Raw genomic sequence first — 23694 nt, forward strand, 5'->3', positions numbered from 1 at the left:
ATCCCAACAGATGGGTACCATCTGTTGGGATCGCACCACTAGAGCGGGATGAGGACAAGTGCGAAGTGGTTTTCCGCCCGCATCCCGCATTAGTTTTTTGGAATCGAGCGGGAGGCGGCGGAGAGGCCGGGGGAAAAGGCAATGGCGCAGCGTGTGGTGATCGTTCTCGGGCATCCGGATCCCGGACCGGAGCGGCTTTGCCGAGCGATCGCGCAGGCCTATCGGGAAGGAGCCGAGAAGGCGGGGCACGAGGTCGAAAGCTTCGATCTCGCCGCGATCGACTTCCCGCTCCTGCGCACGCAGGAGGATTTCCTCCATGGCCAGACCCCGGAGGCGCTGAAGCCCGTGCAGGGGGCGATCAGCCGGGCGCAGCACGTGGTGTTCGTCTTTCCCCTCTGGCTCGGCACCATGCCGGCCCTCATGAAGGGCTTCCTGGAGCAGGTGATGCGGCCGGGCGTCGCCTTCGCCTATGGCAAGACGGGTTTCCCCGAGACGCTGCTCAAGGGCAAGTCGGCGCGCATCATCGTCACCATGGGCATGCCCGCCCTCGTCTACCGGTTCTGGTTTTTCGGGCACGGCCTCGGCAATCTGCGCCGCAACATCCTGAAATTCGCCGGGTTCTCGCCCGTCCGCACGACATTGTTCGGCATGATCGAAGGGGCGAGCGAGGAGAAGCGCCGGCGCTGGCTGGACACCGTGCGCGCACTCGGCGCAAAGGCCGCGTGAGAGCCAGTCAGGAGCGGTCTCGCCTCACCCGTCGAGCCGCAGCACGTGGGTGGCCTTGACGGCGGCCGAAGCGCGGTTTTCCACGCCGAGCTTGGCATAGACCTGCTCCAGATGCTTGTTCACCGTGCGCGGGCTGAGGCCCAGGATCTCGCCTATGTCGCGGTTGGATTTGCCGCGGGCGATCCACAGGAGCACTTCGCTCTCGCGCTGGGTGAGGCCGAACTGCTGGCGCAGCACCGCTTCCTGATCCTCGCCGCCGCCGGCGATCAGGCGGAACAGGTGCTCGTCCGGTCCTATGGCGCCCAGGCAGACGAGCTGCAGCCCGGCGGGTCGCGCCGGATCGAGCGGCAGGGTCTCCCCGGCAAACGCCGCTGCGCCGTGCGCGGCGATCCATTCCCCGACCCGTTGCGACAGGTGCTCCGGCGCCTGCCCTCCGGCGGCCGGCGTGTCGAGCAGCCTTGCCGCCTGCGGCGTCGCCCATTGCAGCCTGCCGGACGAAGACAGCGCCAGGAGATGCCGCCCCGCCGCATCGAGCGCCAGCTGGGCGCTCTGCGCCCGGCGCGCATTGGCCAGATGGACGCGGATGCGGGCGTTGAGCTCGTCGAGATTGATGGGTTTGGTGAGATAGTCGACACCGCCCGATTCCAGAGCGTGGACCACATGCTCCGTCTCCGTCAGCCCGGTCATGAAGATGACCGGCACATGGGCGACACCGGCCATGGACTTCAGCCGCCGGCAGGTCTCGAACCCGTCGAGCCCGGGCATGACGGCGTCCATCAGGATGATGTCGGGCGCCAGCCTATCGGCAATGCCCAGCGCCGCCTCGCCGCTGCGCGCCACCAGCACCGTGACGCCGGAGGCTTCCATGGCGCTCACCAGGAAGCCCAGCGCTTCCGGGGAATCGTCGACCACCAGCACGATGTCGCCGGCCGGCCGCGCCGTTGCCGCCTCACTCATCGCCGCTCACGCTTTCCAGGAATCGCGTGTAGCCGGCAAAGTCGTAGCTCTGCATATGCGATCTCAGCACCTCCACGAATTGCGTGTTCTCCGGGGAAAGCGAAAGCGCCTCCAGCTTGCTTTCGATGCCGCGCACATGGCCGATCTGGCCGAGGTCGATCAACTCGCGCACATGGGCGGCGCCGGGCGACCTCAGCGCCGGACGGCCGGCGGCGCGGGACGCCTCGTCCGGCTCGTCTCCCTCATAGATCCATTCGAGCCGCAGATGCCCCTCCAGCTTCTCCAGAAGCTGCTGCAGCGAGAAGGGTTTGGCGATGGCATCGCTGTGGCCGGCATCGCGCGTACTGCGGTTGGTGCCGTCGCCGACATTGGCCGACAGCATGACGAGCGGCACGCCGACGCCGCGCTCACGCAACCGCTTGACGAGGTCCCAGCCGCTCATGCCCGGCATCAGGATGTCGACGAAGAAGAGATCGGGTTGAATTGCTTCCGTCAGCGTCAGGCAGTCCGGGCCGTCGGCGGCGGTGAGCACGGTGAAGTCGAGCGGCTGCAGCATGTGGCGCATCATCTCGCGGTGCTCGGCATTGTCGTCGACCACGACAACGGTGCGGCGCGGCCCGCGATAGCCCGTGATGCGGCGCTCGCTGGCGACGCGGGCGAGCGGGCGATCCACCTTGGCGAGCATCAGCCGCACCTGGAATGTCGCGCCCGCACCCGCCGCGCTTTCCACCGCGATGTCGCCGCCCAGCGTCTCCACCAGAAGCTTGGTGATGGTCAGCCCGAGGCCGAGCCCCGGCGACAGGCGGTTGCGCTCGGCGCTGCCGCGCGCGAAGGGCTCGAAGATGCGGGCCTGGTCGGCCTCGCCGATGCCCGGTCCGCTGTCGCCGACGCGGAAATGCGCCACTTCGGAGCGGTAGGCGACGGCGAACGCGACATGCCCGGCATCGGTGAACTTGATGGCATTGGAGAGCAGGTTGACGAGAATCTGGCGCAACCGCTTCTCGTCGGCGCGCACGTGACGCGGCAACGCCCTGTCGCGCGTGTGGCGGAACTCCAGCCCCTTCGCCTCCGCCTGCAGGCGGAACATGTCGACGATCTGGTCGAGCACATCGGTGAGATTGACCTCGGCCATGTGCACCTGCAGCCGGCCCGCCTCGATCTTGGAGATGTCGAGCAGGCCGTCGATCAGGCCCGACAGATGCTCGGCACTGCGGCGGATGACCTTGATGGAGGACTTGCGCGGCGCGGGAATGTCGTCCTCGCGCTCGAGGATCTGCGCATAGCCCATCACAGCGTTGAGCGGCGTGCGCAATTCGTGGCTCAGCCCCACCACATAGCGGCTCTTGGCCTGGTTGGCCGCCTCCGCCGCCTCCTTGGCGCGCTGCAGGGCCGCATCGGTTTTCTCGTGGGCGGCGATCTCCCTGAGCAGCGCCGTGTTCTGGCGCGAGCTTTCCTCCTCCGCCACGCGGCGGCTGTCCTCGGCCAGCACCAGATACCAGGTGACGATGCCGGCGACGACCGTGAAGACGAAGAAGACGACGAGGATGGTGCCGCCCACCACATCCGCCGTTTCCGGCGCCGCCCTAACCGCGAACATGTGGATCATCGCCAGCATCACGCCGATCAGGGTCACGGCGAAGCCCATCGCCATGCCGTAGCGGCCGAGCCGCGTCTGCAGCGTCTCGATGGCGACGGCGGGCAGGATGCGCCGGGCAACCGTTTCCGCCTGCGCCCGGAAATGCGCCTTCGGCTTGCACAGGTCGTGACAGCGGGCATCGAGCGAGCAGCACAGGGAGCAGATGGGCGCCGCATAGGCCGGGCACCAGGCCATGTCCTCCGGCTCGAAGGGGTGCTCGCAGATCGAACAGGTGATGGCGCCTTCCGCCTGCCAGGCGCGCCGCGCCTTGCGCGCCAGATAATAGCGCCCGCCCGTGGCCCAGGCGATGGCCGGAGCGGCGAGGAAGGCGACGACCAGCGCGATGTAGGGCGCAAGCGCCGCGGCGAGCGTCCCGAACAGACCGAAATGGGCGGCGAGCGCCATGCCGGCCGAGAGCGCCATGGAGCCGGTGCCGACCGGGTTGACGTCGTAGAGATGGGCCCGCTTGAACTCGATGCCGGGCGGCGCCAGGCCGAGCGGCTTGTTGATGAAAAGGTCCGCCGAGATGGTGCACAGCCAGGCCATGGCGATGATCGAGAAGACGGCGAGCGTCGCCTCCAGGAGCCGGTAGATGCCAAGCTCCATGAGCAGAAGCGCGATGGCGACGTTGAACAGCAGCCAGACCACCCGGCCGGGATGGCTGTGCGTCAGGCGCGAGAAGAAGTTCGACCAGGCGAGCGAACCCGCATAGGCGTTCATGACGTTGATCTTGAGCTGCGAGACCACCACGAACACGGCCATCAGGACGAGCGCCGCAGTATCGTTGGGGATCATGTAGCCGAAGGCCACCGCATACATCTGCGCGGGCTCCGCGGCGTGCTCGGCCGGCACGCCCGTGGAAAGCACCAGCACGGCGAGGAAGGAGCCGGCAAGCAGCTTGGGCGCCCCGAGCAGCACCCAGCCCGGCCCGGCGAGGAACACCGCCAGCCGGTGGCGCTTGCGCGACTGCTCCTGTGGCGGCAGGAAGCGCAGGAAATCCACCTGCTCGCCGATCTGCGTCAGGAGCGCCAGGATGACCGCCGAGGCGGCGCCGAACTTGACGAGATCGAAGGGCGCGAGCCCGCCCGCCGCCGGTGCCTCCTGCGCTCCGGCGAAGGCGCGCCAGAGGTCGAATTTCTCCCAGTCGAGAAAGGCGATGAAGAGGAAGGGAAGGATGTTGAGGACGATCCAGACGGGTTGGGTCAGGAGCTGGAAGCGGCTGATGAGGCGCACGCCGTGGGTGACGAGCGGGATGACGGCGACGGCACTGACGATGTAGCCGACCCATAAGGGCACGCCGAAGGCCAGCTCCAGCGCGCTCGACATGATCGAGGCCTCGATGGCGAAGAGAATGAAGGTGAAGCTGGCATAGACCAGCGAGGTGATGGTGGAGCCGATATAGCCGAAGCCGGCGCCGCGCGTCAGCAGGTCGATGTCGAGCCCGTGCCGCGTCGCATAGCGCGAGATCGGCACACCGATGACGAGGATCACGACGCTGGCGATCAGGATGGCGACGAAGGCATTGGTCGTGCCGTAGGAAAGCGTGATCGCCCCGCCGATCGCCTCCAGCGCCAGGAAGGAGATGGCGCCGATGGCCGTCTGCGAGATGCGCTGGCTGGAAAACCGGCGGGCGCTCTTCGCGGTGAAGCGCAGCGCATAATCCTCGAGCGTCTGGTTGGCCACCCAGCGATTGTACTCGCGCCTGATGGGAAGAATCCGCTGTCGCGCCATGAATTTGCGGGCTGCCCCCTCGCCTCTCGTTTTCGCCGTAACCTGCAGATGACTACTTTTTCATCACATACGCAATATGCTGAAAATTTAAGCTGTCGGTCGTAACCGGCTAATCCCCTGCGAAACCTCGCCTTTTCCCGCCGTCGCAATTCGCGGGCCAGTCGACCTACGTCATTCAACGTATAGGAGCCTCCTCTGCTGCATCGCACAATCGGCTTCGAGGTCGGGAACAGGTCATGCCCGATCCATGCAAAACAGCCAGGGGAACAACCAGATGACTCTCAATCTCACACGCCGCGCGACGCTCGCCGCCGCGCTGACGGGCGCAATGGCCCTGTCGCTCGGCCCGGTGCGCGCCGCCGACGACACGATCAAGGTCGGCGTCCTGCATTCGCTGTCCGGCACCATGGCCATTTCCGAGACGACCCTGAAGGACACGATGCTCTTCCTCATCGAGGAGCAGAACAAGAAGGGCGGGCTGCTCGGCAAGAAGCTGGAAGCCGTGGTGGTCGACCCGGCCTCCGACTGGCCGCTCTTCGCCGAGAAGGCGCGCGAGCTGGTCTCGGTCAACAAGGTAGCCGCGGTGTTCGGCTGCTGGACCTCGGTCAGCCGCAAATCGGTGCTGCCGGTTTTCGAGGAGCTGAACTCGATCCTGTTCTACCCCGTCCAGTATGAGGGCGAGGAGAGCCAGCGCAACGTGTTCTACACGGGCGCCGCCCCCAACCAGCAGGCCATCCCCGCCGTCGACTACCTGATGAACGAGGAGGGCGTCGAGCGCTGGGTTCTGGCTGGCACCGACTATGTCTACCCACGCACGACCAACAAGATCCTCGAGCAGTATCTCAAGGACAAGGGCGTCGCCGCCGAAGACATCATGATCAACTACACGCCCTTCGGCCATTCCGACTGGCAGACCATCGTCTCCGACATCAAGGCCTTCGGCTCGGCCGGCAAGAAGACGGCCGTGGTCTCGACCATCAACGGCGATGCCAACGTGCCGTTCTACAAGGAGCTCGGCAACCAGGGCATCTCGGCCACCGACATTCCCGTCGTCGCCTTCTCGGTCGGCGAGGAGGAGCTTGCCGGCATCGACACCGGCCCGCTCGTCGGCCATCTCGCCGCCTGGAACTACTTCCAGTCGGTCGACACACCGGAGAACCAGGCGTTCATCGACAAGTGGCGTGCCTTCACCGGCAACGACAAGCGGGTGACCAACGACCCGATGGAAGCCCATGTCATCGGCTTCAACCTGTGGGTCCAGGCGGTCGAGAAGGCCGGCACCACGGATACGGACGCCGTGCTCGAGGCCATCGTCGGCCTGGAGACGCCGAACCTGACCGGCGGCATCGCCAAGATGCTTCCCAACCACCACGTCACCAAGCCCGTGCTGATCGGCGAGATCCAGGACGACGGCCAGTTCGACGTGGTGTGGGAGACGGAAGGCACGGTGCCGGGCGATGCCTGGTCTGACTTCCTGCCCGAATCCAAGATGATCGAGGCCGACTGGACCGCCCCCATCAACTGCGGGAACTACAACACCGAGACGAAGGCCTGCGGCGGCGGAAGCTGAGGCAGTCCCAGGCCCGCCCCTCACCTTTACCTTCTCCCCCCTGGCGGGGAGAAGGTGGCCCGAAGGGCCGGATGAGGGGCTGGCGCCTCCAACCACACACAGGCACCGCACACAGGCTCAACCACAGGCTCAACCGATGTCAGCCATACGCCTCGCCATAAGCATGATCGCCGCGCTTCTTCTGCTGGCCGCTGCCGCACCGTCCATGGCGCAGACCGATCCGCTTCAGGCGCTGGTGCGGGCCCTGCCCAAGGGCGGCTATGGCGACCGGGAAAAGGTGATCCTGGAGCTTGCCGCGACCGGCGATGCGCGCGTGGCGAAGGTGCTCGACGCGCTCGGCAGGGGCGATCTCTACGCGGTGAAGGACAGCGCCGCCGTGGTGACCGCCACCGGACGCGGCAGCACGATGGACACCGCCGACCCGCTGAGCGGCGAGACGCTCGGCAAGATGGACAAGGGCGCGCTCGACAGGATCCGCGTCAACAACCGCCTGCGCCGCGCCATCGACAGCGCGGTCGGCCAGCTCACGCTGATGGGCGGCAGTCCGGCAATGCGCCTGGCGGCCGCGCGAAGCATGCTGAAGACCGCCGATCCCGATTCCATCGAGGTCCTGGACAAGGCCATCGCCGCCGAAAGCGACACCGCCGCCAGGATCGCCATGGAGGAGGCACGCGCCGCGGCGGTGCTGAAATCCGCCGCCCCGCTGGCGGACAAGGTCGCGGCCGTCGACACGCTCGTCGCCAGGGGCGACCGCGAGGCACTGGCCCTCCTGACCGGCGCGCGCGGCGATGCTTCCGCCGAGCTTCTGCCGGCCATCGGGGCCGGCATCGCCACCATCGAGGACAGGCTGGCCTTCTGGTCCGCGATGCAGAATGTCTGGTACGGGCTGTCGCTCGGCTCGGTGTTGCTTCTGGCGGCGATCGGCCTTGCCATCACCTTCGGCGTGATGGGCGTCATCAACATGGCCCATGGCGAGATCGTCATGCTCGGCGCCTACACGACCTTCGCCGTGCAAGAGGTGATCCGCAACAGCTTTCCGGGTCTGTTCGACTATTCGCTGGCCATCGCCCTGCCCCTCGCCTTCCTGGTGACGGGGGCGGCGGGCATCGCCATCGAGCGCGGCATCATCCGCTGGCTCTACGGGCGTCCGCTCGAGACGCTGCTTGCCACCTGGGGCCTCAGCCTCATCCTGCAGCAGGCGGTGCGCACCATCTTCGGGCCGAACAACCGCGAGGTGGGCAATCCCTCCTGGATGTCCGGCGCCTTCGAGCTGTGGGGCCTGTCGATCACCTGGAACCGGCTGTGGATCGTGGTCTTCGCGCTGATCGTCTTCGCCGTGCTTCTCGCCGTGCTCAACCGCACCCCGCTTGGCCTGCAGATGCGCGCCGTCACGCAGAACCGGCGCATGGCCTCCTCGATGGGCATCCGCACGCCCTGGGTCGACGCGCTGACCTTCGGCCTCGGCTCCGGCATCGCCGGCATCGCCGGCGTGGCGCTGTCGCAGATCGACAATGTCTCGCCCAATCTCGGCCAGAGCTACATCATCGACAGCTTCATGGTCGTCGTCTTCGGTGGCGTCGGCAATCTGTGGGGCACGCTGGTCGGCGCGCTGACGCTCGGCGTCGCCAACAAGTTCCTCGAACCCTATGCGGGCGCGGTGCTCGGCAAGATCCTGATCCTCGTCTTCATCATCCTTTTCATCCAGAGACGGCCGCGCGGGCTCTTCGCCCTCAAGGGCCGGGCGGTGGACGCATGATCACCCAGACCCTCTTTCGCGCGCTGGACCGCAAGGCGATCTTCGTCGTGCTGGCGCTGCTCGTCGTCGCCGTGGCGGTGCCGGCCTCCAACCTCTATCTGCCGGCCGGGCACCCGCTGCGCGTGCCCAACCATTTCGTGCCGCTGTTCGGCAAGTACCTGACCTACGCGATGCTGGCCCTGGCGCTCGATCTGGTGTGGGGCTATTGCGGCATCCTCTCGCTCGGCCATGGTGCCTTCTTCGCGCTCGGCGGCTATGCGATGGGCATGTATCTGATGCGCCAGATCGGCGACCGCGGCGTCTATGCGAACCCGATCCTGCCGGATTTCATGGTCTTCTTGAACTGGAAGGAACTGCCGTGGTTCTGGCACGGCTTCGACATGTTCTGGTTCGCCGCGCTCATGGTCGTGCTGGTGCCGGGGCTGCTCGCCTTCGTGTTCGGCTGGTTCGCCTTCCGCTCCCGCGTCACCGGGGTCTATCTCTCCATCATCAGCCAGGCCATGACCTATGCGCTGCTGCTCGCCTTCTTCCGCAATGACATGGGCTTCGGCGGCAACAACGGCCTGACCGACTTCAAGGACATTCTCGGCGCGCCGCTCCAGTCCGGCACCACGCGCGCCGCCCTGTTCGCCGCGTCCGCCATCGCACTGGCGCTCGCCTTCCTCGTCTGCTCGGCCATCGTGCGCTCGAAGCTCGGCAAGGTGCTGGTGGCCGTGCGCGATGCGGAAAGCCGCACGCGCTTTCTCGGCTATCGGGTCGACCACTACAAGCTCTTCGCCTTCACCGCCTCGGCCGTCATGGCGGGCATCGCCGGCGCGCTCTACGTGCCGCAGGTGGGCATCATCAACCCGGGCGAATTCGCGCCGGCCAATTCCATCGAGATCGTCATCTGGACCGCCGTCGGCGGGCGCGGCACGCTCATCGGCCCGATCATCGGCGCTGTGCTGGTCAACGCCGGCAAGTCCTGGTTCACGGGCATCTTTCCCGAATTCTGGCTGTTCGCGCTGGGCGGCCTGTTCGTCGCCGTCACCATCTTCCTGCCGAAGGGCATCGTCGGCGCCTTCACGGGCGGCTGGTCGGCGCTGAAGGCCCGCCGCGCCTCGGCGCGCGCCGAGGAAGGGACAGGCCTTTCGGGCGATCTCGAACCCTCGCCGGCGGAGTAGGACCATGGGCCGACAGGAAACCCTTCTCTATCTCGACGGCGTCTGCGTCTCCTTCGACGGCTTCAGGGCGATCAACAATCTGTCGCTGATCGTCGGGCACAACGAGCTGCAGGCCATCATCGGCCCGAACGGCGCCGGCAAGACGACGATGATGGACATCATCACCGGCAAGACCAGACCCGACGAGGGCGAGGTCTATTTCTCCGGCACGGTCGATCTGACACGGCTCGACGAGGCGGCCATCGCCGAACTCGGCATCGGCCGCAAGTTCCAGAAGCCGACCGTCTTCGAAAGCCACACGGTGTGGGACAATCTGGAGCTCGCCCTGAAGAAGCCGCGCGATGTTTTCTCGGCCTGGTTCTATCATCCGAGCGAGGAGGACACCGATCGCATCGGGGAAATCCTGGAGACGGTGCGGCTCACGGCCCGCGCGCAGGAACGCGCCGCCAATCTCAGCCACGGGCAGAAGCAGTGGCTGGAGATCGGCATGCTGCTGGCGCAGGATCCGCAGCTCCTGCTGGTCGACGAGCCGGTGGCCGGCATGACCGATGCTGAGACCGTGGAGACGGCGAAGCTCCTGAAAGACATCGCCACGACCCGTTCCGTCGTCGTCGTCGAGCACGACATGAGCTTCATCCGCGATCTCGCCGCACGCGTCACCGTGCTTGCCGAAGGGTCCGTGCTGGCGCAGGGCAGCCTCGACCATGTGAGCGCCGATCCGCGCGTCATCGAGAGCTATCTGGGGAGATGAGCATGGGGACCGGGCTCACCGTCGAGGCGATCGACCTTTACTACGGTGCCGCGCAGGCGCTGCGCGGCGTCAGCGTGGCGGCGGAGCCGGCGAGGATCACCGCCGTGCTCGGGCGCAACGGCGTCGGCAAATCCTCGCTTCTGCGGGCCATCGCCGGCATTCAGCCCGTGGCGCGCGGCAAGATCGCCATCGGCGGGGAGGTCATGCGCCGGACACCGCCCTATGCCCGCGCCCGGCTCGGCCTCGGCTATGTGCCGCAGGGGCGGGAGATCTTTCCGCTGCTGACGGTGAAGGAGAACCTGCAGACCGGCTTCGCGCCGCTGAAGCCCGCCGAGCGCAGCATCCCGGACACGGTGTTCACGCTGTTTCCGGTGCTGAAGGACATGCTGTCGCGGCGCGGCGGCGACCTGTCCGGCGGTCAGCAGCAGCAGCTCGCCATCGGGCGGGCGCTGGTGACCCGGCCGAAGGTGCTGATCCTCGACGAGCCGACGGAGGGCATCCAGCCGTCCATCATCAAGGACATCGGCCGGGCGCTGCAGTTCCTGCGCGACGAATTGGGCATGACAATTCTCCTCGTGGAACAATATCTCGACTTCTGCCGCGACCTGGCCGACAGTATCCACATCATGGATCGGGGCGAGATTCTGCACACCGGACCCGCCTCCGATCTCGATAAGCCCGAGATCAAGCGCCATCTCATGGTGTGAGCCAGTGACCACGCAGCAAGCGGCAAGCCTCTCCGAGGTGCCCCTCTTATCCCCTTCCGGGCTCCAGCGGGCGCGGGGCACGGGCCGCATCGGCGTCGTGCGCCGCGACGGCCGGACACGGCTGAAGACGTTCTACCAGGAGGGCTGCGCCAAGATCCGTCTGCCGCGCGCGCATCACGAGGCTCTGGAGGCGGTCATCATCAACACGTCCGGCGGCCTGACGGGCGGCGACCGGCTCAATTGGCACGCCGAGGCCGGCGCGGAGACGCGGCTGTCGATCACCACGCAGGCCTGCGAGCGCATCTACCGCTCGGCGGGTGGCGCGGCCGAGGTCGCGACCCGCATCGTCGCCCATCGCGGCGCCCATGTCGACTGGCTGCCGCAGGAGACCATCCTCTTCGAACAGAGCCGGCTGAAGCGCAGCCTCACCGTCGAGCTCGCGGCGGGCGCGACCTTCACCGCGGTCGAGGCCGTGCTTCTGGGGCGCGAGGCGATGGGGGAGACGGCGCTGACGGCGCGCCTTTCCGATCAATGGCGCATCTTCCGCGAGGGGCGGCTGATCCATGCCGAGGCGACGCAGCTTGCCGGCACCGGCTTCGAACGGCACGCATCGTCGCTGCTGGCCGGCAGCAACGCCTTCGCCACCCTCTTGGCGGTCGTTCCCGACGCCGAGGAGCGGCTCGCGGCCGTGCGCCGGCTCTTGCCTGCCGGAACGGCCGCCGGCGCGAGCGCGCAAGGCGAACGGCTGGTGGTGCGCCTGCTGGCGCCGTCCGGCCTCGCGCTGAGGCGCATCCTGGCGCCGGCCATCGCTCATCTCTCCGGCGCCGGCGCCCTGCCCCGCCTGTGGACCATCTGAAGCAGGAAACGACGCATGAACCTCACACCGCGCGAAAAAGACAAGCTCCTCGTCGCCATGGCGGCCATGGTCGCCCGCCGGCGCCTGGAGCGGGGCGTCAAGCTCAACCATCCCGAGGCCGTGGCGCTGATCACGGATTTCGTGGTGGAGGGCGCGCGCGACGGGCGCAGCGTCGCCGAGCTGATGGAGGCCGGCGCCCATGTCGTCACCCGCGAACAGGTGATGGAGGGCGTGCCAGAGATGATCCACGACATCCAGGTGGAGGCGACCTTCCCGGACGGGACCAAGCTCGTCACCGTCCACGAACCCATTCGCTAGACCACAGGAACGAGGGAACCAGAATGTTACGACGCCTCCCGCTTGCCGCCTTCTTCGCCCTTGCCGCGACAGCGCCGGCCTTTGCCCATCTCGATCCGGCCGAGCATGGCTCCTTCGCGGCCGGCTTCTCGCACCCGCTGTTCGGCCTCGACCATGTTCTGGTGATGGCGGCCGTGGGCCTGTGGGCGGCGAGCCTCGGCGGGCGGGCGCTCTATCTGGTTCCCTCCGTCTTCGTCGGCACGATGGCGGCGGGCTTCATGGCCGCCATTCTCGGTGCGCCGCTGCCCTTCGTGGAGCCGGTCATCCTCGCCTCGGTCGTGTTTGTCGGGCTGATGGTGGCGCTCGCCCTGCCCCTTAAGATCGGCGGTGTGATGGGGGCCGTGGCCTTCTTCGCCTTCTTCCACGGTCATGCCCATGGCGGCGAACTGGGTGCGGCAGGGGCGCTGCCCTTTGCGGCAGGATTCGCCATCGCGACGGCAATGCTTCACACGGCCGGCATAGGGGCGGGCATCGCGCTCGGACGCCTGCGGAGGGCCGGCCTGCTTACCCGCTCCGCCGGCGCAGCCACGGCACTCGCCGGCCTCTGGCTCGCCTTCGCCAGTTGAACGGCAGGCAAGGAGGAACGCTCATGATTCCCGGCGAAATCATCACCGCCCCCGGCGACATCGAGATCAATGCGGGCGCCGAGCGGGTCACGCTCGAAGTCGCCAACAGCGGCGACCGGCCGGTGCAGGTCGGCTCGCACTATCATTTCTACGAGACCAACCCGGCTCTGAAATTCGACCGCGAGAAGGCGCGCGGCTGCCGGCTCGACATCGCCGCCGGCACGGCGGTGCGCTTCGAGCCAGGGCAGACGCGCGAGGTCACGCTGGTGCCGGTCTCGGGCAAGCGCCGGGTGTTCGGCTTCCGTCAGGAAATCATGGGGGCGCTGTGATGGCGACGACGATCTCGCGGGCGGCCTATGCCGACATGTACGGCCCGACCACGGGCGACCGGGTGCGGCTTGCCGACACGGAGCTCTTCATCGAGGTCGAGCGCGACCTCACCACCTATGGCGAGGAGGTGAAGTTCGGCGGCGGCAAGGTGATCCGCGACGGCATGGGCCAGAGCCAGGCGACGCGCGCCGAGGGCGCGGTCGACACCGTCATCACCAATGCGCTGATCCTCGACCACACCGGCATCTACAAGGCCGATGTGGGGCTCAAGGACGGCGTGATCGCCGCCATCGGCAAGGCCGGCAACCCCGACACGCAGCCGGGCGTGACCATCGTCGTCGGCCCGTCCACGGAGGCCATCGCCGGCGAAGGCAGGATCCTGACCGCCGGCGGCTTCGACGCGCACATCCACTTCATCTGCCCGCAGCAGATCGAGGAAGCGCTGATGAGCGGCGTCACCACCATGCTCGGCGGCGGCTCCGGGCCGGCGCACGGCACGCTTGCCACCACCTGCACCGGCGCCTGGCACATCGGGCGCATGATCCAGTCCTTCGACGCCTTCCCGATGAACATCGGCCTTGCCGGCAAGGGCAACGCCTCGCTGCCGGAGCCGCTGGAGGAGATGGTGCTGGCCGGCGCCTGCGCCCTCAAGCTGCACGAGGATTGGGGCACGACGCCGGCGGCGATCGACAACTGCCTGACGGTCGCCGACGCGCTCGACGTGCAGGTGATGATCCACACCGACACGCTGAACGAGAGCGGCTTCGTGGAGGACACGGTGGCAGCCTTCAAGGGCCGCACCATCCACGCCTTCCACACCGAGGGCGCCGGCGGCGGCCACGCACCGGACATCATCAAGGTAGCCGGGCTCGCCAACGTAATCCCCTCCTCCACCAACCCGACCAGGCCCTACACGCGCAACACCATCGCCGAGCATCTCGATATGCTGATGGTGTGCCACCACCTGTCGCCGTCGATCCCCGAGGACGTGGCCTTCGCCGAAAGCCGCATCCGCAAGGAGACGATCGCCGCCGAGGACATCCTGCACGACATGGGCGCCTTCTCGATCATCTCGTCGGACAGCCAGGCGATGGGCCGCGTCGGCGAGGTGCTGATCCGCACCTGGCAGACCGCCGACAAGATGAAGCGGCAGCGCGGCAGGCTGGCCGAGGAGACGGGCGACAACGACAATGTGCGCGTCCGCCGCTACATCGCCAAATACACGATCAACCCCGCCATCGCGCATGGCGTGTCGCGCCACATCGGCTCGATCACCGTCGGCAAGCGCGCCGACCTCGTTCTGTGGACCCCTGCCTTCTTCGGCGTGAAGCCGGAGATGGTGCTGATCGGCGGCACCATCGCCGCAGCGCCCATGGGCGATCCCAACGCCTCGATCCCGACGCCGCAGCCCATGCATTACCGGCCGATGTTCGGCGCCTACGGCAAGGCGGTCAGCGCCTCCTCCGTCACCTTCACCTCCGCTGCGGCACTTGCGGCCGGCGTGAGGGAGAGGCTCGGCGTCGACAAGGCGATGCTCGCCGTCGAGAACACGCGCAGCGGCATCGGCAAGCAGGCCATGGTGCTGAACAACGCGACGCCGCATATCGAGGTGGATCCGGAAACCTACGAGGTGCGCGCCGATGGCGAATTGCTGACCTGCGAGCCGGCGGACGTGCTGCCCATGGCGCAGCGATATTTCCTGTTCTGACAGGCGGAAAAGCCGTCAGAAATCCCAGGGCGAAACAAGGTCGAGCCCGGTGGTGCGGAAGTCGGCCAGGTTGCGCGTCGCCAGCCGGCCGCCATTGACGCGCGCGATGGCGGCGATCATGCCGTCCGGCGCCGACATGCCCGCGCCCTGCCGCACGGCAGTGCCCATGATGTCGCCATAGGCAAGGGCGGCCTGCTCGGTCAGGCCGAAGATGCGGTCGGCAAAGCGCCGGCGCCATTCGGACAGGCCCTCCTCCAACCGTGCCGCCCGCTCATCCGGCCTGATCTTGCCGATGCCGAAGGCGATCTCGGCGATCGTCACCGTCGGCAGGGCGAGCTCCGCATCGTGACGGACGAGCCAGGCCAGAACCGCCGGATCGGGGGAACGGCGCAGGCTCTCGGAAACGACGTTGGTGTCCAGAAAGATCAAAGCTCAGGGCCCGGATGGACGGTCCGCTGCTCACGGATGAGCGCTTCGAGATCGATATCGGTGCCGTGATTTTCCGCCAGCCGGGCATAGAACGAAGCCGCCGGCTCGCGGCCTGCTTCGCGGATCTCGTAGGCCTCCAGCGCCCGCTCGACGATATCGGCGATCGACCGCTTTTCGCGGCGTGCAAGCCGATGCGCCAGATCGCGGGCCCTGGCGCTTCGGACGGACAGTTGTGGCTCGGCCATGGCAGGTTCCTTTCAAGAGAGAATATAGGCCATGCCGCCGTTGCCATCAAGATGGCTGTTGATGGCTGGATGGCAAACCGGCCAGGCAACGGAATCGATGGCGGAACGCGTGATTTTGCCCTACAGCATCTTCTGCGCGCATCCGGCCCGGCACCACGAGGGAGCGGGCTGCAACCGAACATGTCGAAGGACGCTTTCCCGATGATCGCCTGGTCGCTCTTCATTCCGGCCTGCTTCGCGCTGAATTGCGCGCCTGGCCCGAACAACATGCTGGCCTTCGCCAATGCCGCGCGGCTTGGCCTGGTGCCGGCCCTTGTCGGCGGGATGGGGCGGATGCCGGCCTTCACGCTCCTGATCCTGATCACCGTGATCGGGCTGGGCACGGTTCTGGCGGCCTCGGCCACCGCCTTCACGGTCATCAAGATCGCCGGCGCGGTCTACCTCGTCTATGTGGGCATCCAGTTCTGGCGGAAGGCCCGTGCGCTGGCCGCCGCGCGGGCGCTCGATTCGGCGCTCGGGGCGCTGATGCGGCGCGATTTCATGATGGCGATCAGCAACCCGAAGGCGATCGCCGTCTTCACCGCCTTCTTTCCACAATTCATCCGCGCCGGCGAGCCCGCCTGGCAGCAACTCGCCGCCATGGGCGGCGCCTTCCTGCTGCTGGAAATCGCCGCCGTCGCGCTTTATGCGGTCGCCGGTGTGCTGCTCGGCAAGGTGCTCAAATCCGAGCGGGTCTTTGCCCATCTCAACCGGCTGGTGGGCGCGGTGCTGATCGTCTCGGGCGGAACGATGGCCTTTTCCCGGGGCTGAGCAAGCCCGGCGGCGACCCCACCGAATCGCCGCGACATGCTGCGGAATGCCGCGCCGCAAGGTCTTTTCTTCGCACCTGCAACATGCTCTATTCCGACCGCTACTCCGCGATCCTCCTCCCGATCGCAGGAACCATCAAGCCGATAGCGAAGCCGCCCCATTCTTTCGGGGTGCCGCTGGATATTTGTCGAAGGAGCAGTTCATGACCATCCGCAAAGTTCCCGAGGTCACCTTCCGCACCCGCGTGCGCGACGAGTCGATCGAGGGGCCTAACCCCTATCGCTGGGAAGACAAGACCACCGCCGATTACTTCGCCGGCAAGCGCGTGATCCTGTTCTCGCTGCCGGGCGCCTTCACGCCCACCTGCTCCACCTTCCAGCTTCCCGATTTCGAGAAGCTCTACCCGGAGTTCCAGGCGCTGGGCACCGACGAAATCTACTGCATCTCCGTCAACGACGCCTTCGTCATGAACGCCTGGGGCAAGGCACAGGGGCTAGAGAACGTGAAGCTGATCCCGGACGGCTCCGGCGAGTTCACGCGCAAGATGGGCATGCTGGTGCGCAAGGACAATCTCGGCTTCGGCATGCGCTCCTGGCGCTATGCCGCCGTGATCGACAACGGCATCGTCGAGAAGTGGTTCGAGGAAGAAGGCTTCTCCGACAATTGCGATAGCGATCCCTACGGCGTGTCCTCGCCGCAGAACATTCTCGAGAACCTCAAGGCCGGCGACGCCGTCGCCGCCTGAGGACAACCGACGCGTCGAAAACCCCGGACCGGAGCACCCTGTCCGGGGTTTTTTCGTTTCCGCGCGCCGCGATCGATTCCTGAAAATTAGAGCGGGTGCAGGCGGAAAACCGCTTCACACTTTTCCGCATCCCGATCTAGGATCGGAGCCTCTCGAGACGGCCATATCGGCGAAAGACGGGCCACCGAATGCAAGGAGACCACCACGCATGATTCGCGCCACATCCCATGCCCATGCGGGAGCTCTGCCGGGAACGCCCTTCGACAGCGTGACGCTGGCACACGACGAACGGCACCTGCGGCGCAAGCTCCTGACGCTTGCCGGCGGCGACGAGGTGCTGGTCGACTTTCCGGCCGCCGTGGCGCTGGCCGATGGCGATGCGCTGGTGCTGGAGGACGGCCGGCTGGTGGAGATCCGCGCGGCGCACGAGCCGCTCTACACGGTGACCGGGCGCAACCGGCTGCATCTTGCCAGGCTGTGCTGGCACCTGGGCAACCGGCATCTGCCGGCGGAAATCCGCGAAGACACGATCCTGATCGGCCGCGACCATGTGATCCGCGACATGCTGGCCGGTCTTGGCGCCACGGTGAGGGAGGTGACCGCCCCCTTTTCGCCCGAGCGCGGCGCCTATCACGGCCACGGGCATGGCCATGATCACGGGCATCACCATCACCACGAGCATGGCTGACACCCGCGCCCTGCAGCGGCTGCTTGCCTGGGCCTCGCCGGCCTATCCGGTCGGCGGCTTTGCCTATTCGGCCGGGCTCGAAACCGCCATCGCCGACGGCCGCGTCTCGACGCGCGCCCAGGCGCAGGAGTGGATCGAGGGCACGCTGAGGAGCGGCGGGGCGCGCAACGATGCGATCCTGCTCGCCCATGCCCATCGCGCCTTCGACGATGCTGCAAGGCTGGGCGCGCTCTCGGACCTGTGCCTGGCGCTGACGCCGGCCAGCGAGCGGCACCACGAGGCCACCGCGATGGGCGAGGCCTTCATCCTGGCGGCCGAGGCCTGGCCTTCACCACATTATGCCGGCCTGCCCTCGCCCTGTGCCTATCCGATCGCCTTCGGCGCCGTCGCCGCTGCCCACCGGGTGGATGCGCAGGCGACGCTGATCGCCTTCCTGACGGCTTTCGTGCAGGCGCAGATCTCCGTGGCCGTGCGCCTCGTGCCGATCGGCCAGAGCGAGGGGCTCGCCATTCTCTCCGCGCTCGAAACAGCCATCGGCGACGAGGCGGAAACGGCCCTTCGGGCACCGCTCGAGGCCATCGGCGGCGCGGCCTATGCGGCGGACATTGCTCAGATGCAGCACGAGACGCTGGCGACGAGGATCTTCAAGTCATGAGCCTGACGGTCGCTCCGCTCTTGCTGGTCAGCGCCGTGCACTTTCTGCAGGCGCTCCATCTTTTGTTTTTCCAGTCGCCCCGCGGCTCAACTGAGGACACGCATCCATGACATCATCGAACGGCCCCTTACGCATCGGCATCGGCGGACCGGTCGGCTCCGGCAAGACGACGCTGTGCGAGATGCTCCTCAAGACGATGCGCGACCGCTATTCGATGGCCGTGGTGACCAACGACATCTACACCAAGGAGGACGCGCTGATCCTGGCGCGCCTGCAGGCGATCTCCGAGGACCGCATCGTCGGCGTGGAGACGGGCGGCTGCCCGCACACGGCGATCCGCGAGGACGCCTCGCTGAACCTGGCGGCGATCGACGGGCTGAACCGGCGCTTTCCCGACCTCGACATCGTGCTGATCGAGAGCGGCGGCGACAACCTCGCGGCAACCTTCTCGCCCGACCTTGCCGACCTGACGCTCTATGTCATCTCCGTGGCGCAGGGCGAGAAGATCCCGCGCAAGGGCGGTCCGGCGATCACCCGGTCCGATCTCCTGATCATCAACAAGACCGACCTTGCCCCGCATGTCGGCGCCGACCTCGACGTGATGCGGCAGGACACCGAAACGGTGCGCGCGGGGCGGCCCTATGTGATGAGCGACCTCCTGCGGCGCAAGGGGCTGGAGGAGATCGTCGCCTTCGTGGAGAAGGCGGGCGGCTTGCAGCATTGAAGCGCTTCGGCCGGCCCGCCGGCCGGAGCGACTTACTCCGCCGCCTCGCTGATGGTCGCCGGCCACACGCCGTGCAGGTCGCTGCCGCGGCCCTCGATCTCGAACCCATGCGCGCCGAAGAAATCGCGCTGCCCCTGGATCAGGTTCGCGGTGCCCCGCGCCTGGTGGTAGCTATCGAAATAGGAAAGCGCTGACGAGAGGCAGATGAGCGGCAGCTCGCCGAGCGCCCCCGCCGCGACGACCCGGCGCAGCGCCGGATGGCAGTCCTTCATCAGCGTCACGAAATCCGGCACCATCAGAAGATTGGTCGAGGCGTCGCCGGCAAAGGCGCTCGCCATCTGGTCGAGGAAGCGCGAGCGGATGATGCAGCCGGCGCGCCAGATCTTCGCGATGGTCGACAGTTCGAGGCCCCAGCCCTGCGCCTCCGACTGCCGGGCGATGACGGAGAAGCCTTGCGTGTAGGAGACGATCTTGCCGGCAAGCAGCGCCTTTTCCAGATCGTCGATGGATATCCCGGCCTTGCCGTCCTGCCGCCTGCCATAGACGGCCTCGGCGGCGATGCGTTCACTCTTGCGCGAGGAAATGGAGCGGGCGGCGACCGCCCCCTCGATGGCCGTCGCCGGCACGCCGAGTTCCTGCGCGGCGATCGCCGACCAGACGCCGGTCCCCTTCTGGCCGGCCTTGTCGAGAATGAGCTCGACCAGCGGCCTGCCGGTCTCGCCGTCGACAGCCTCGAGCACATGGCCGGTGATCTCGATCAGATAGGAGTTGAGAGGCCCCGCGTTCCAGCGCTTGAAGACCTCCGCGCAGGCGCCGGCATCCATGCCGAGCCCGTCGCGCATAACGCCATAGACCTCGGCGATCATCTGCATGTCGCCATATTCGATGCCGTTGTGGATGGTCTTGACGAAGTGGCCGGCACCCCCCTCGCCCAGCCAGGCGCAGCAGCTTTCGCCCTTGAACTTGGCGGCGATGGCCTTCAGCACCGGTTCGGCGTGATGCCATTGCTCTTTCGAGCCGCCGACCATGATGGAGGGCCCGTGGCGCGCGCCCTCCGCGCCGCCGGAAACGCCGACGCCCAGATAGCCGATGCCCTTCGGCTTCAGGTAGTCGAAGCGGCGCTGCGTGTCGCTGAACAGCGAGTTGCCGCATTCGAGGATGGCGTCGCCCGCCTCGAGCAGCGGCAGAAGCTGTTCGATCATATCATCCACCGGCCGGCCGGCCTTGACCATGATGATGATCGAACGCGGCACCTTTACCGACTGCACGAAGGCGGTAAGGTCGGCTTCGGGCATGGTGCGGCCGTCGAGGCCCTGTTCGCGCGCCGTCGCCATGAAGTCGTCTATCCTGGCTGCGGACCGGTTGTTGACGGCGACCGTGTAGCCCTTTTCCGCGATGTTGAGCGCCAGATTCGCGCCCATCACGCCCAGACCCACAAGGCCGATATCCGCTTTCGCCATAACAGTGCTCTCCAAATCAGTCGGGTGATGACGGCACTATGCACCAGCCGGCCCGGCCATGCATTACCGCCGTGGATCGTTTCGTCGTTTGCCGGGCGTTCAGCGCCCAGCAACGCCGATATCAACGTGCGACGTGGATCTCAACGTCGTCGTCGCGCAGGGCATCGGCAAGCAGCCCCGCCGGCGGCTCGTCGGTGATGACGCCGGTGAGCGCGGCGAGCGGCTCGACGGTGGCGACGAGGTCGACGTCGAACTTGGTGTGGTCGACCAGCAGATAGGCCTCGCGCGACTGGCGCAGCATCGCCCGCTTGACCGCGACCGACGGCCGGTTGGCCTCCGTGATGCCCTTGCAGGTGAGGCCGCTGGCGCCGATGAAGGCGCGGTTGGCATTGTACCGGCCGATGAAGTCGATGGTCTCGGCACCATAGATGCCCACTTCACGGGCCATGAAATCGCCCGGACAGATGACCACCTGTATCGTCTCGTTCTGGGCAAGCGCCGAGGCGACGGCGACACTGTTGGTCAAAACGGTAAGGTCGCTCGCCGTGGCCGCCAGACAGAGCGCGAACTGATGCGTGGTGGAGCCCGCATCGATCATCAGCACCTCACCGGGCCGCACCAGCTCGGCGGCGCGGCGGGCGATGCGCGCCCGCTCCTCGATGCGCGCCTGGTCGCGCTCGCCGAAAGGCGGCTGCGCGCCCATCGGCGCGACGGAGGCGCCGCCATAGGCCCGCTGGATCAGACCTTCGCGGCTCAGCGCCTCGACGTCGCGGCGCACGGTCTCGGTCGACACGCCGAAGCGGGCGGCAAGATCGGAGGTGCGTACATGCGGATGGTGCTGCAGCTCCAGAAGGATCTGGTTGCGGCGGTCGTTCTTGCGCAAGCGCGCCATCAGCCCTCCCTAAAGCCCTTTTGATTTTCCGCATTTATGCGGACGTCAGGCGATTCCGCCTGACTGCAAAATGCTAAAGCCCCGAGCACGGCATCCGCCACCTCCGCGAAGCCGGCACCGCCGGCGCGGCTGGTGATCCATTTCGGCGGTGTTGCCACCACATCGCAAAAATCGGCGAAGTTCGCCACCCCGACGCTGTGGTCGAAGAAGCCGAACATCGGCGCGTCGTTCGGCGAATCGCCGACGAAGATCGCCCTGCCATTCTCCGCGTCGAGCCCGAGCCCGTAACGCTCCGCGAACAGGCGGCGGGTCATCGCCAGCTTGTCATAGTGCCCGAACCATCCATTGACATGGATCGATGACACTTTTGCAACGGCGCCCGCCGCCTCGAAACAGGCGACGATGCGGTCGATCGCCCCGTCCTCGAGCCGCGGTCCGTCCTCGGCGAAATCGATGGCCAGATCCGCCTCGCGGAACGGCTGATCGGCAGAGATCCGCGCCCCAGGGACGCCGGCCAGGATCGCCGCCGCGAGACCGTCGAGCCTTTGCCGGTCGGCACGCCGTTTCTCGTCGGACTGGGCGAAGACGCGGGTCATTCCGCCGCCCGCCTCGCAGGCGAAATAGAAGGCGCCGTTCTCGCCCACCACCGCATCGACGGGCCACAGCCGCGCGATCAGATCGCACCAGCCGGCCGGACGGCCGGTGACGGGAATCACCTTGATGCCCGCGTCGCTGAGCCGTTCCAGCGCCTCATAGGCGATGCTCGGCAGGCGCCCGTCGGTGGTCAGCGTGTCGTCGATGTCGGTGAGCACGAAGTCGATGGCGCCGAGGCGCCCGGCATCGAGCTGACGAAACGGACGCATCGCGGAACTACCTTCCGCCGCCGCATTCACCGCTCCTCGAGCCATTCGCGCCTCCTCCATTGTCGAGCGATCTGCCACGCTTCTAATCACTTTTTCACAAATTTTCGAGGGAATTTCAAAATTTCTTGTGCGATCTGTTGCAAACTACCACAAAACTCCGCTACGGTTTGCGACACGCGGGTTTGAAGAGGCGGACCCGGCAGCGCCGTGCGGCCTCAGGGGCACAGGGCGCTGCAAGTTCTTGAGAATTGCGCATCGCGCCGGCCGGAAGCCTGTTCCGGTTTTCAGGCCGGAGCGCCAGGGAGGAACGACATGACATTCATCACAATCAATGACCGCCTTGCAGGCGGCGCCGCGGCGGCTCTGTTCGGCCTGACTGCGCTTTTCTACGGCACGGCGGCCCAGGCCCAGGACTGCGCCAATCGCGGCCAGCTCGACACCATGTATTGCGATGCCGACGGCGATCTCGTGGCCGATGCGCCGACCGATCCGGCAAAGCTGCAGAATCCCGGCACGCTGGTCTTCGCCTACACGCCGGTGGAAGACCCGGCGATCTACGCCGACATCTGGGAGCCCTTCATCGAGCACCTGAAGAGCGTGACCGGCAAGGACGTGCAGTTCTTCGCCGTGCAGTCGAACTCCGCCGAGGTCGAGGCCATGCGCAGCGGCCGCCTGCACATCGCCGGCTTCTCGACCGGCCCGACACCCTTCGCCGTCAACCTGGCGGGCGCCGTGCCCTTCGCCATCATGGGGTCGGAGGACGGACGGTTCGGCTACAAGCTGCAGGTCTATACGCGCAAGGATTCCGGCATCGACGCGATGGCCGACCTGAAGGGCAAGCGCATCGCCCACACCTCGCCCACCTCGAACTCGGGCAACCTGGCGCCGCGGGCGCTTTTCCCCGGTCTCGGCATAACGCCGGAGCAGGATTACGAGGTCGTCTATTCCGGCTCGCACGACCAGTCGATGCTGGGCGTTGTGGCCGGCGACTACGACGCCGCCCCGGTCGCCTCCGAGGTGGTGGAGCGCATGGCCGAGCGCGATCTCTACGATCCCGAAGAGGTGAAGATCGTCTGGGAATCCGATCCCTTCCCGACCACCTCCTACACCTACGCCCATGATCTCGACCCGGCGCTGGTGGAGAAGATCAAGGAAGCCTTCTTCACCTTCGACTTCACGGGAACGGCGCTCGGCGAGGAGTTCTCCGGCGTCAGCAAGTTCGTGCCCGTGACCTACGAGAAGGACTGGGCCGTGATCCGGGAAATCCAGAAGGCGAACGGCGTGAAATACACGCCGCAGGACCTCGCCAAGGAATAGTCCTCCTCCTGTCGGGCGCGAGGTCCTGGGGCTTGCCTCGTGCCCGATCCTT

General features: G+C 66.9%; 24 protein-coding genes. 17 read left to right on the forward strand and 7 right to left on the reverse strand.

The genetic code is table 11. The features are described 5' to 3' along the window. Positions 1 to 141 precede the first annotated feature (141 nt). Entirely contained in the window at positions 142 to 726 is a 585-nt protein-coding gene (locus NUU27_RS09985) for an NAD(P)H-dependent oxidoreductase (protein WP_257761951.1), read from the forward strand. A 24-nt stretch (positions 727 to 750) separates the two neighbouring features. Here NUU27_RS09985 and NUU27_RS09990 read toward each other — a convergent pair whose 3' ends face one another. After that, entirely contained in the window at positions 751 to 1683 is a 933-nt protein-coding gene (locus NUU27_RS09990; protein ID WP_257761952.1) for a DNA-binding response regulator, read from the reverse strand. Then, the gene (locus NUU27_RS09995; protein ID WP_257761953.1) at positions 1676 to 5050 is read right to left on the reverse strand and encodes an ATP-binding protein; all 3375 of its coding nucleotides are present in this window, start codon (positions 5048 to 5050) and stop codon (positions 1676 to 1678) included. The genes NUU27_RS09990 and NUU27_RS09995 overlap by 8 nt, the downstream gene beginning before the upstream one ends. Positions 5051 to 5324: 274 nt before the next feature. On the opposite strand from NUU27_RS09995, the gene urtA reads away from it, so the two are divergent. The 10 genes from urtA (at position 5325) to ureC (ending at position 14814) form a co-directional block, all read left to right on the forward strand. Continuing rightward, positions 5325 to 6620 (forward strand): urea ABC transporter substrate-binding protein, encoded by a 1296-nt coding sequence (gene urtA / locus NUU27_RS10000; protein WP_374566316.1) that lies wholly within the window; start codon positions 5325 to 5327, stop codon positions 6618 to 6620. Positions 6621 to 6756: 136 nt separating this feature from the next. Beyond that, positions 6757 to 8376 carry an urea ABC transporter permease subunit UrtB gene (gene urtB / locus NUU27_RS10005; RefSeq protein WP_257761954.1) on the forward strand — a complete coding sequence of 540 codons (1620 nt, stop codon included), beginning with the start codon at positions 6757 to 6759 and terminating at the stop codon, positions 8374 to 8376. After that, entirely contained in the window at positions 8373 to 9539 is a 1167-nt protein-coding gene (gene urtC / locus NUU27_RS10010; RefSeq protein ID WP_257761955.1) for an urea ABC transporter permease subunit UrtC, read from the forward strand. The genes urtB and urtC overlap by 4 nt, the downstream gene beginning before the upstream one ends. 4 nt (positions 9540 to 9543) lie before the next feature. Continuing rightward, positions 9544 to 10290, forward strand: coding sequence for an urea ABC transporter ATP-binding protein UrtD (urtD, locus tag NUU27_RS10015; protein ID WP_257761956.1), 747 nt, complete (start codon positions 9544 to 9546; stop codon positions 10288 to 10290). A gap of 2 nt (positions 10291 to 10292) precedes the next feature. Then, entirely contained in the window at positions 10293 to 10997 is a 705-nt protein-coding gene (gene urtE / locus NUU27_RS10020) for an urea ABC transporter ATP-binding subunit UrtE (RefSeq protein ID WP_257761957.1), read from the forward strand. A gap of 4 nt (positions 10998 to 11001) precedes the next feature. After that, entirely contained in the window at positions 11002 to 11853 is an 852-nt protein-coding gene (locus tag NUU27_RS10025; RefSeq protein WP_257761958.1) for an urease accessory protein UreD, read from the forward strand. 15 nt (positions 11854 to 11868) lie between these two features. Continuing rightward, the gene (locus tag NUU27_RS10030) at positions 11869 to 12171 is read left to right on the forward strand and encodes an urease subunit gamma (RefSeq protein ID WP_257761959.1); all 303 of its coding nucleotides are present in this window, start codon (positions 11869 to 11871) and stop codon (positions 12169 to 12171) included. Positions 12172 to 12194: 23 nt separating this feature from the next. Continuing rightward, positions 12195 to 12776, forward strand: a complete 582-nt coding sequence (locus tag NUU27_RS10035) for a HupE/UreJ family protein (protein ID WP_257761960.1) — start codon at positions 12195 to 12197, stop codon at positions 12774 to 12776. 23 nt (positions 12777 to 12799) lie between these two features. Then, the gene (locus NUU27_RS10040) at positions 12800 to 13105 is read left to right on the forward strand and encodes an urease subunit beta (RefSeq protein WP_257761961.1); all 306 of its coding nucleotides are present in this window, start codon (positions 12800 to 12802) and stop codon (positions 13103 to 13105) included. Beyond that, positions 13105 to 14814 (forward strand): urease subunit alpha, encoded by a 1710-nt coding sequence (gene ureC, locus NUU27_RS10045; RefSeq protein ID WP_257761962.1) that lies wholly within the window; start codon positions 13105 to 13107, stop codon positions 14812 to 14814. Before NUU27_RS10040 ends, ureC begins: the two co-directional genes overlap by 1 nt. 15 nt (positions 14815 to 14829) lie before the next feature. Here ureC and NUU27_RS10050 read toward each other — a convergent pair whose 3' ends face one another. Together NUU27_RS10050 and NUU27_RS10055 are read right to left on the reverse strand one after the other, a co-directional pair. Next, positions 14830 to 15243, reverse strand: a complete 414-nt coding sequence (locus tag NUU27_RS10050; protein ID WP_257761963.1) for a type II toxin-antitoxin system VapC family toxin — start codon at positions 15241 to 15243, stop codon at positions 14830 to 14832. Continuing rightward, positions 15240 to 15488 carry a type II toxin-antitoxin system VapB family antitoxin gene (locus NUU27_RS10055; RefSeq protein ID WP_257761964.1) on the reverse strand — a complete coding sequence of 83 codons (249 nt, stop codon included), beginning with the start codon at positions 15486 to 15488 and terminating at the stop codon, positions 15240 to 15242. The genes NUU27_RS10050 and NUU27_RS10055 overlap by 4 nt, the downstream gene beginning before the upstream one ends. Positions 15489 to 15668: 180 nt before the next feature. Between NUU27_RS10055 and NUU27_RS10060 the strand changes: the two genes are divergently transcribed. The 5 genes from NUU27_RS10060 to ureG all read left to right on the forward strand — a co-directional run bounded on the left by NUU27_RS10060 (position 15669) and on the right by ureG (position 19110). Then, positions 15669 to 16298: a LysE family translocator gene (locus NUU27_RS10060; RefSeq protein WP_257761965.1), complete on the forward strand. Its 630-nt coding sequence runs from the start codon at positions 15669 to 15671 to the stop codon at positions 16296 to 16298. Between the two features lie 202 nt (positions 16299 to 16500). After that, positions 16501 to 17043, forward strand: coding sequence for a peroxiredoxin (locus tag NUU27_RS10065; protein WP_257761966.1), 543 nt, complete (start codon positions 16501 to 16503; stop codon positions 17041 to 17043). A gap of 208 nt (positions 17044 to 17251) precedes the next feature. Continuing rightward, the gene (locus NUU27_RS10070) at positions 17252 to 17731 is read left to right on the forward strand and encodes an urease accessory protein UreE (protein WP_257761967.1); all 480 of its coding nucleotides are present in this window, start codon (positions 17252 to 17254) and stop codon (positions 17729 to 17731) included. Continuing rightward, positions 17688 to 18386: an urease accessory protein UreF gene (locus tag NUU27_RS10075; RefSeq protein ID WP_257761968.1), complete on the forward strand. Its 699-nt coding sequence runs from the start codon at positions 17688 to 17690 to the stop codon at positions 18384 to 18386. Before NUU27_RS10070 ends, NUU27_RS10075 begins: the two co-directional genes overlap by 44 nt. Positions 18387 to 18492: 106 nt before the next feature. Continuing rightward, on the forward strand, positions 18493 to 19110 hold the full coding sequence (gene ureG / locus NUU27_RS10080; RefSeq protein WP_257761969.1) for an urease accessory protein UreG: 618 nt from the start codon (positions 18493 to 18495) through the stop codon (positions 19108 to 19110). A 32-nt stretch (positions 19111 to 19142) separates the two neighbouring features. Here the strand turns inward: ureG and gndA are convergent, their stop codons facing one another. From gndA to NUU27_RS10095, 3 genes are all read right to left on the reverse strand, one after another. Then, the gene (gene gndA / locus NUU27_RS10085; RefSeq protein ID WP_257761970.1) at positions 19143 to 20570 is read right to left on the reverse strand and encodes an NADP-dependent phosphogluconate dehydrogenase; all 1428 of its coding nucleotides are present in this window, start codon (positions 20568 to 20570) and stop codon (positions 19143 to 19145) included. 121 nt (positions 20571 to 20691) lie between these two features. Further along, positions 20692 to 21462, reverse strand: coding sequence for a DeoR/GlpR family DNA-binding transcription regulator (locus NUU27_RS10090; RefSeq protein WP_257761971.1), 771 nt, complete (start codon positions 21460 to 21462; stop codon positions 20692 to 20694). Further along, positions 21462 to 22325, reverse strand: a complete 864-nt coding sequence (locus NUU27_RS10095; protein WP_257762000.1) for an HAD-IIB family hydrolase — start codon at positions 22323 to 22325, stop codon at positions 21462 to 21464. Before NUU27_RS10095 ends, NUU27_RS10090 begins: the two co-directional genes overlap by 1 nt. A gap of 312 nt (positions 22326 to 22637) precedes the next feature. Between NUU27_RS10095 and phnD the strand changes: the two genes are divergently transcribed. Then, positions 22638 to 23642, forward strand: a complete 1005-nt coding sequence (phnD, locus tag NUU27_RS10100) for a phosphate/phosphite/phosphonate ABC transporter substrate-binding protein (protein WP_257761972.1) — start codon at positions 22638 to 22640, stop codon at positions 23640 to 23642. Positions 23643 to 23694: the final 52 nt, after the last annotated feature.

The organism is Nitratireductor sp. ZSWI3 (genome assembly GCF_024655565.1).
Classification (GTDB): Bacteria; Pseudomonadota; Alphaproteobacteria; order Rhizobiales; family Rhizobiaceae; genus Nitratireductor.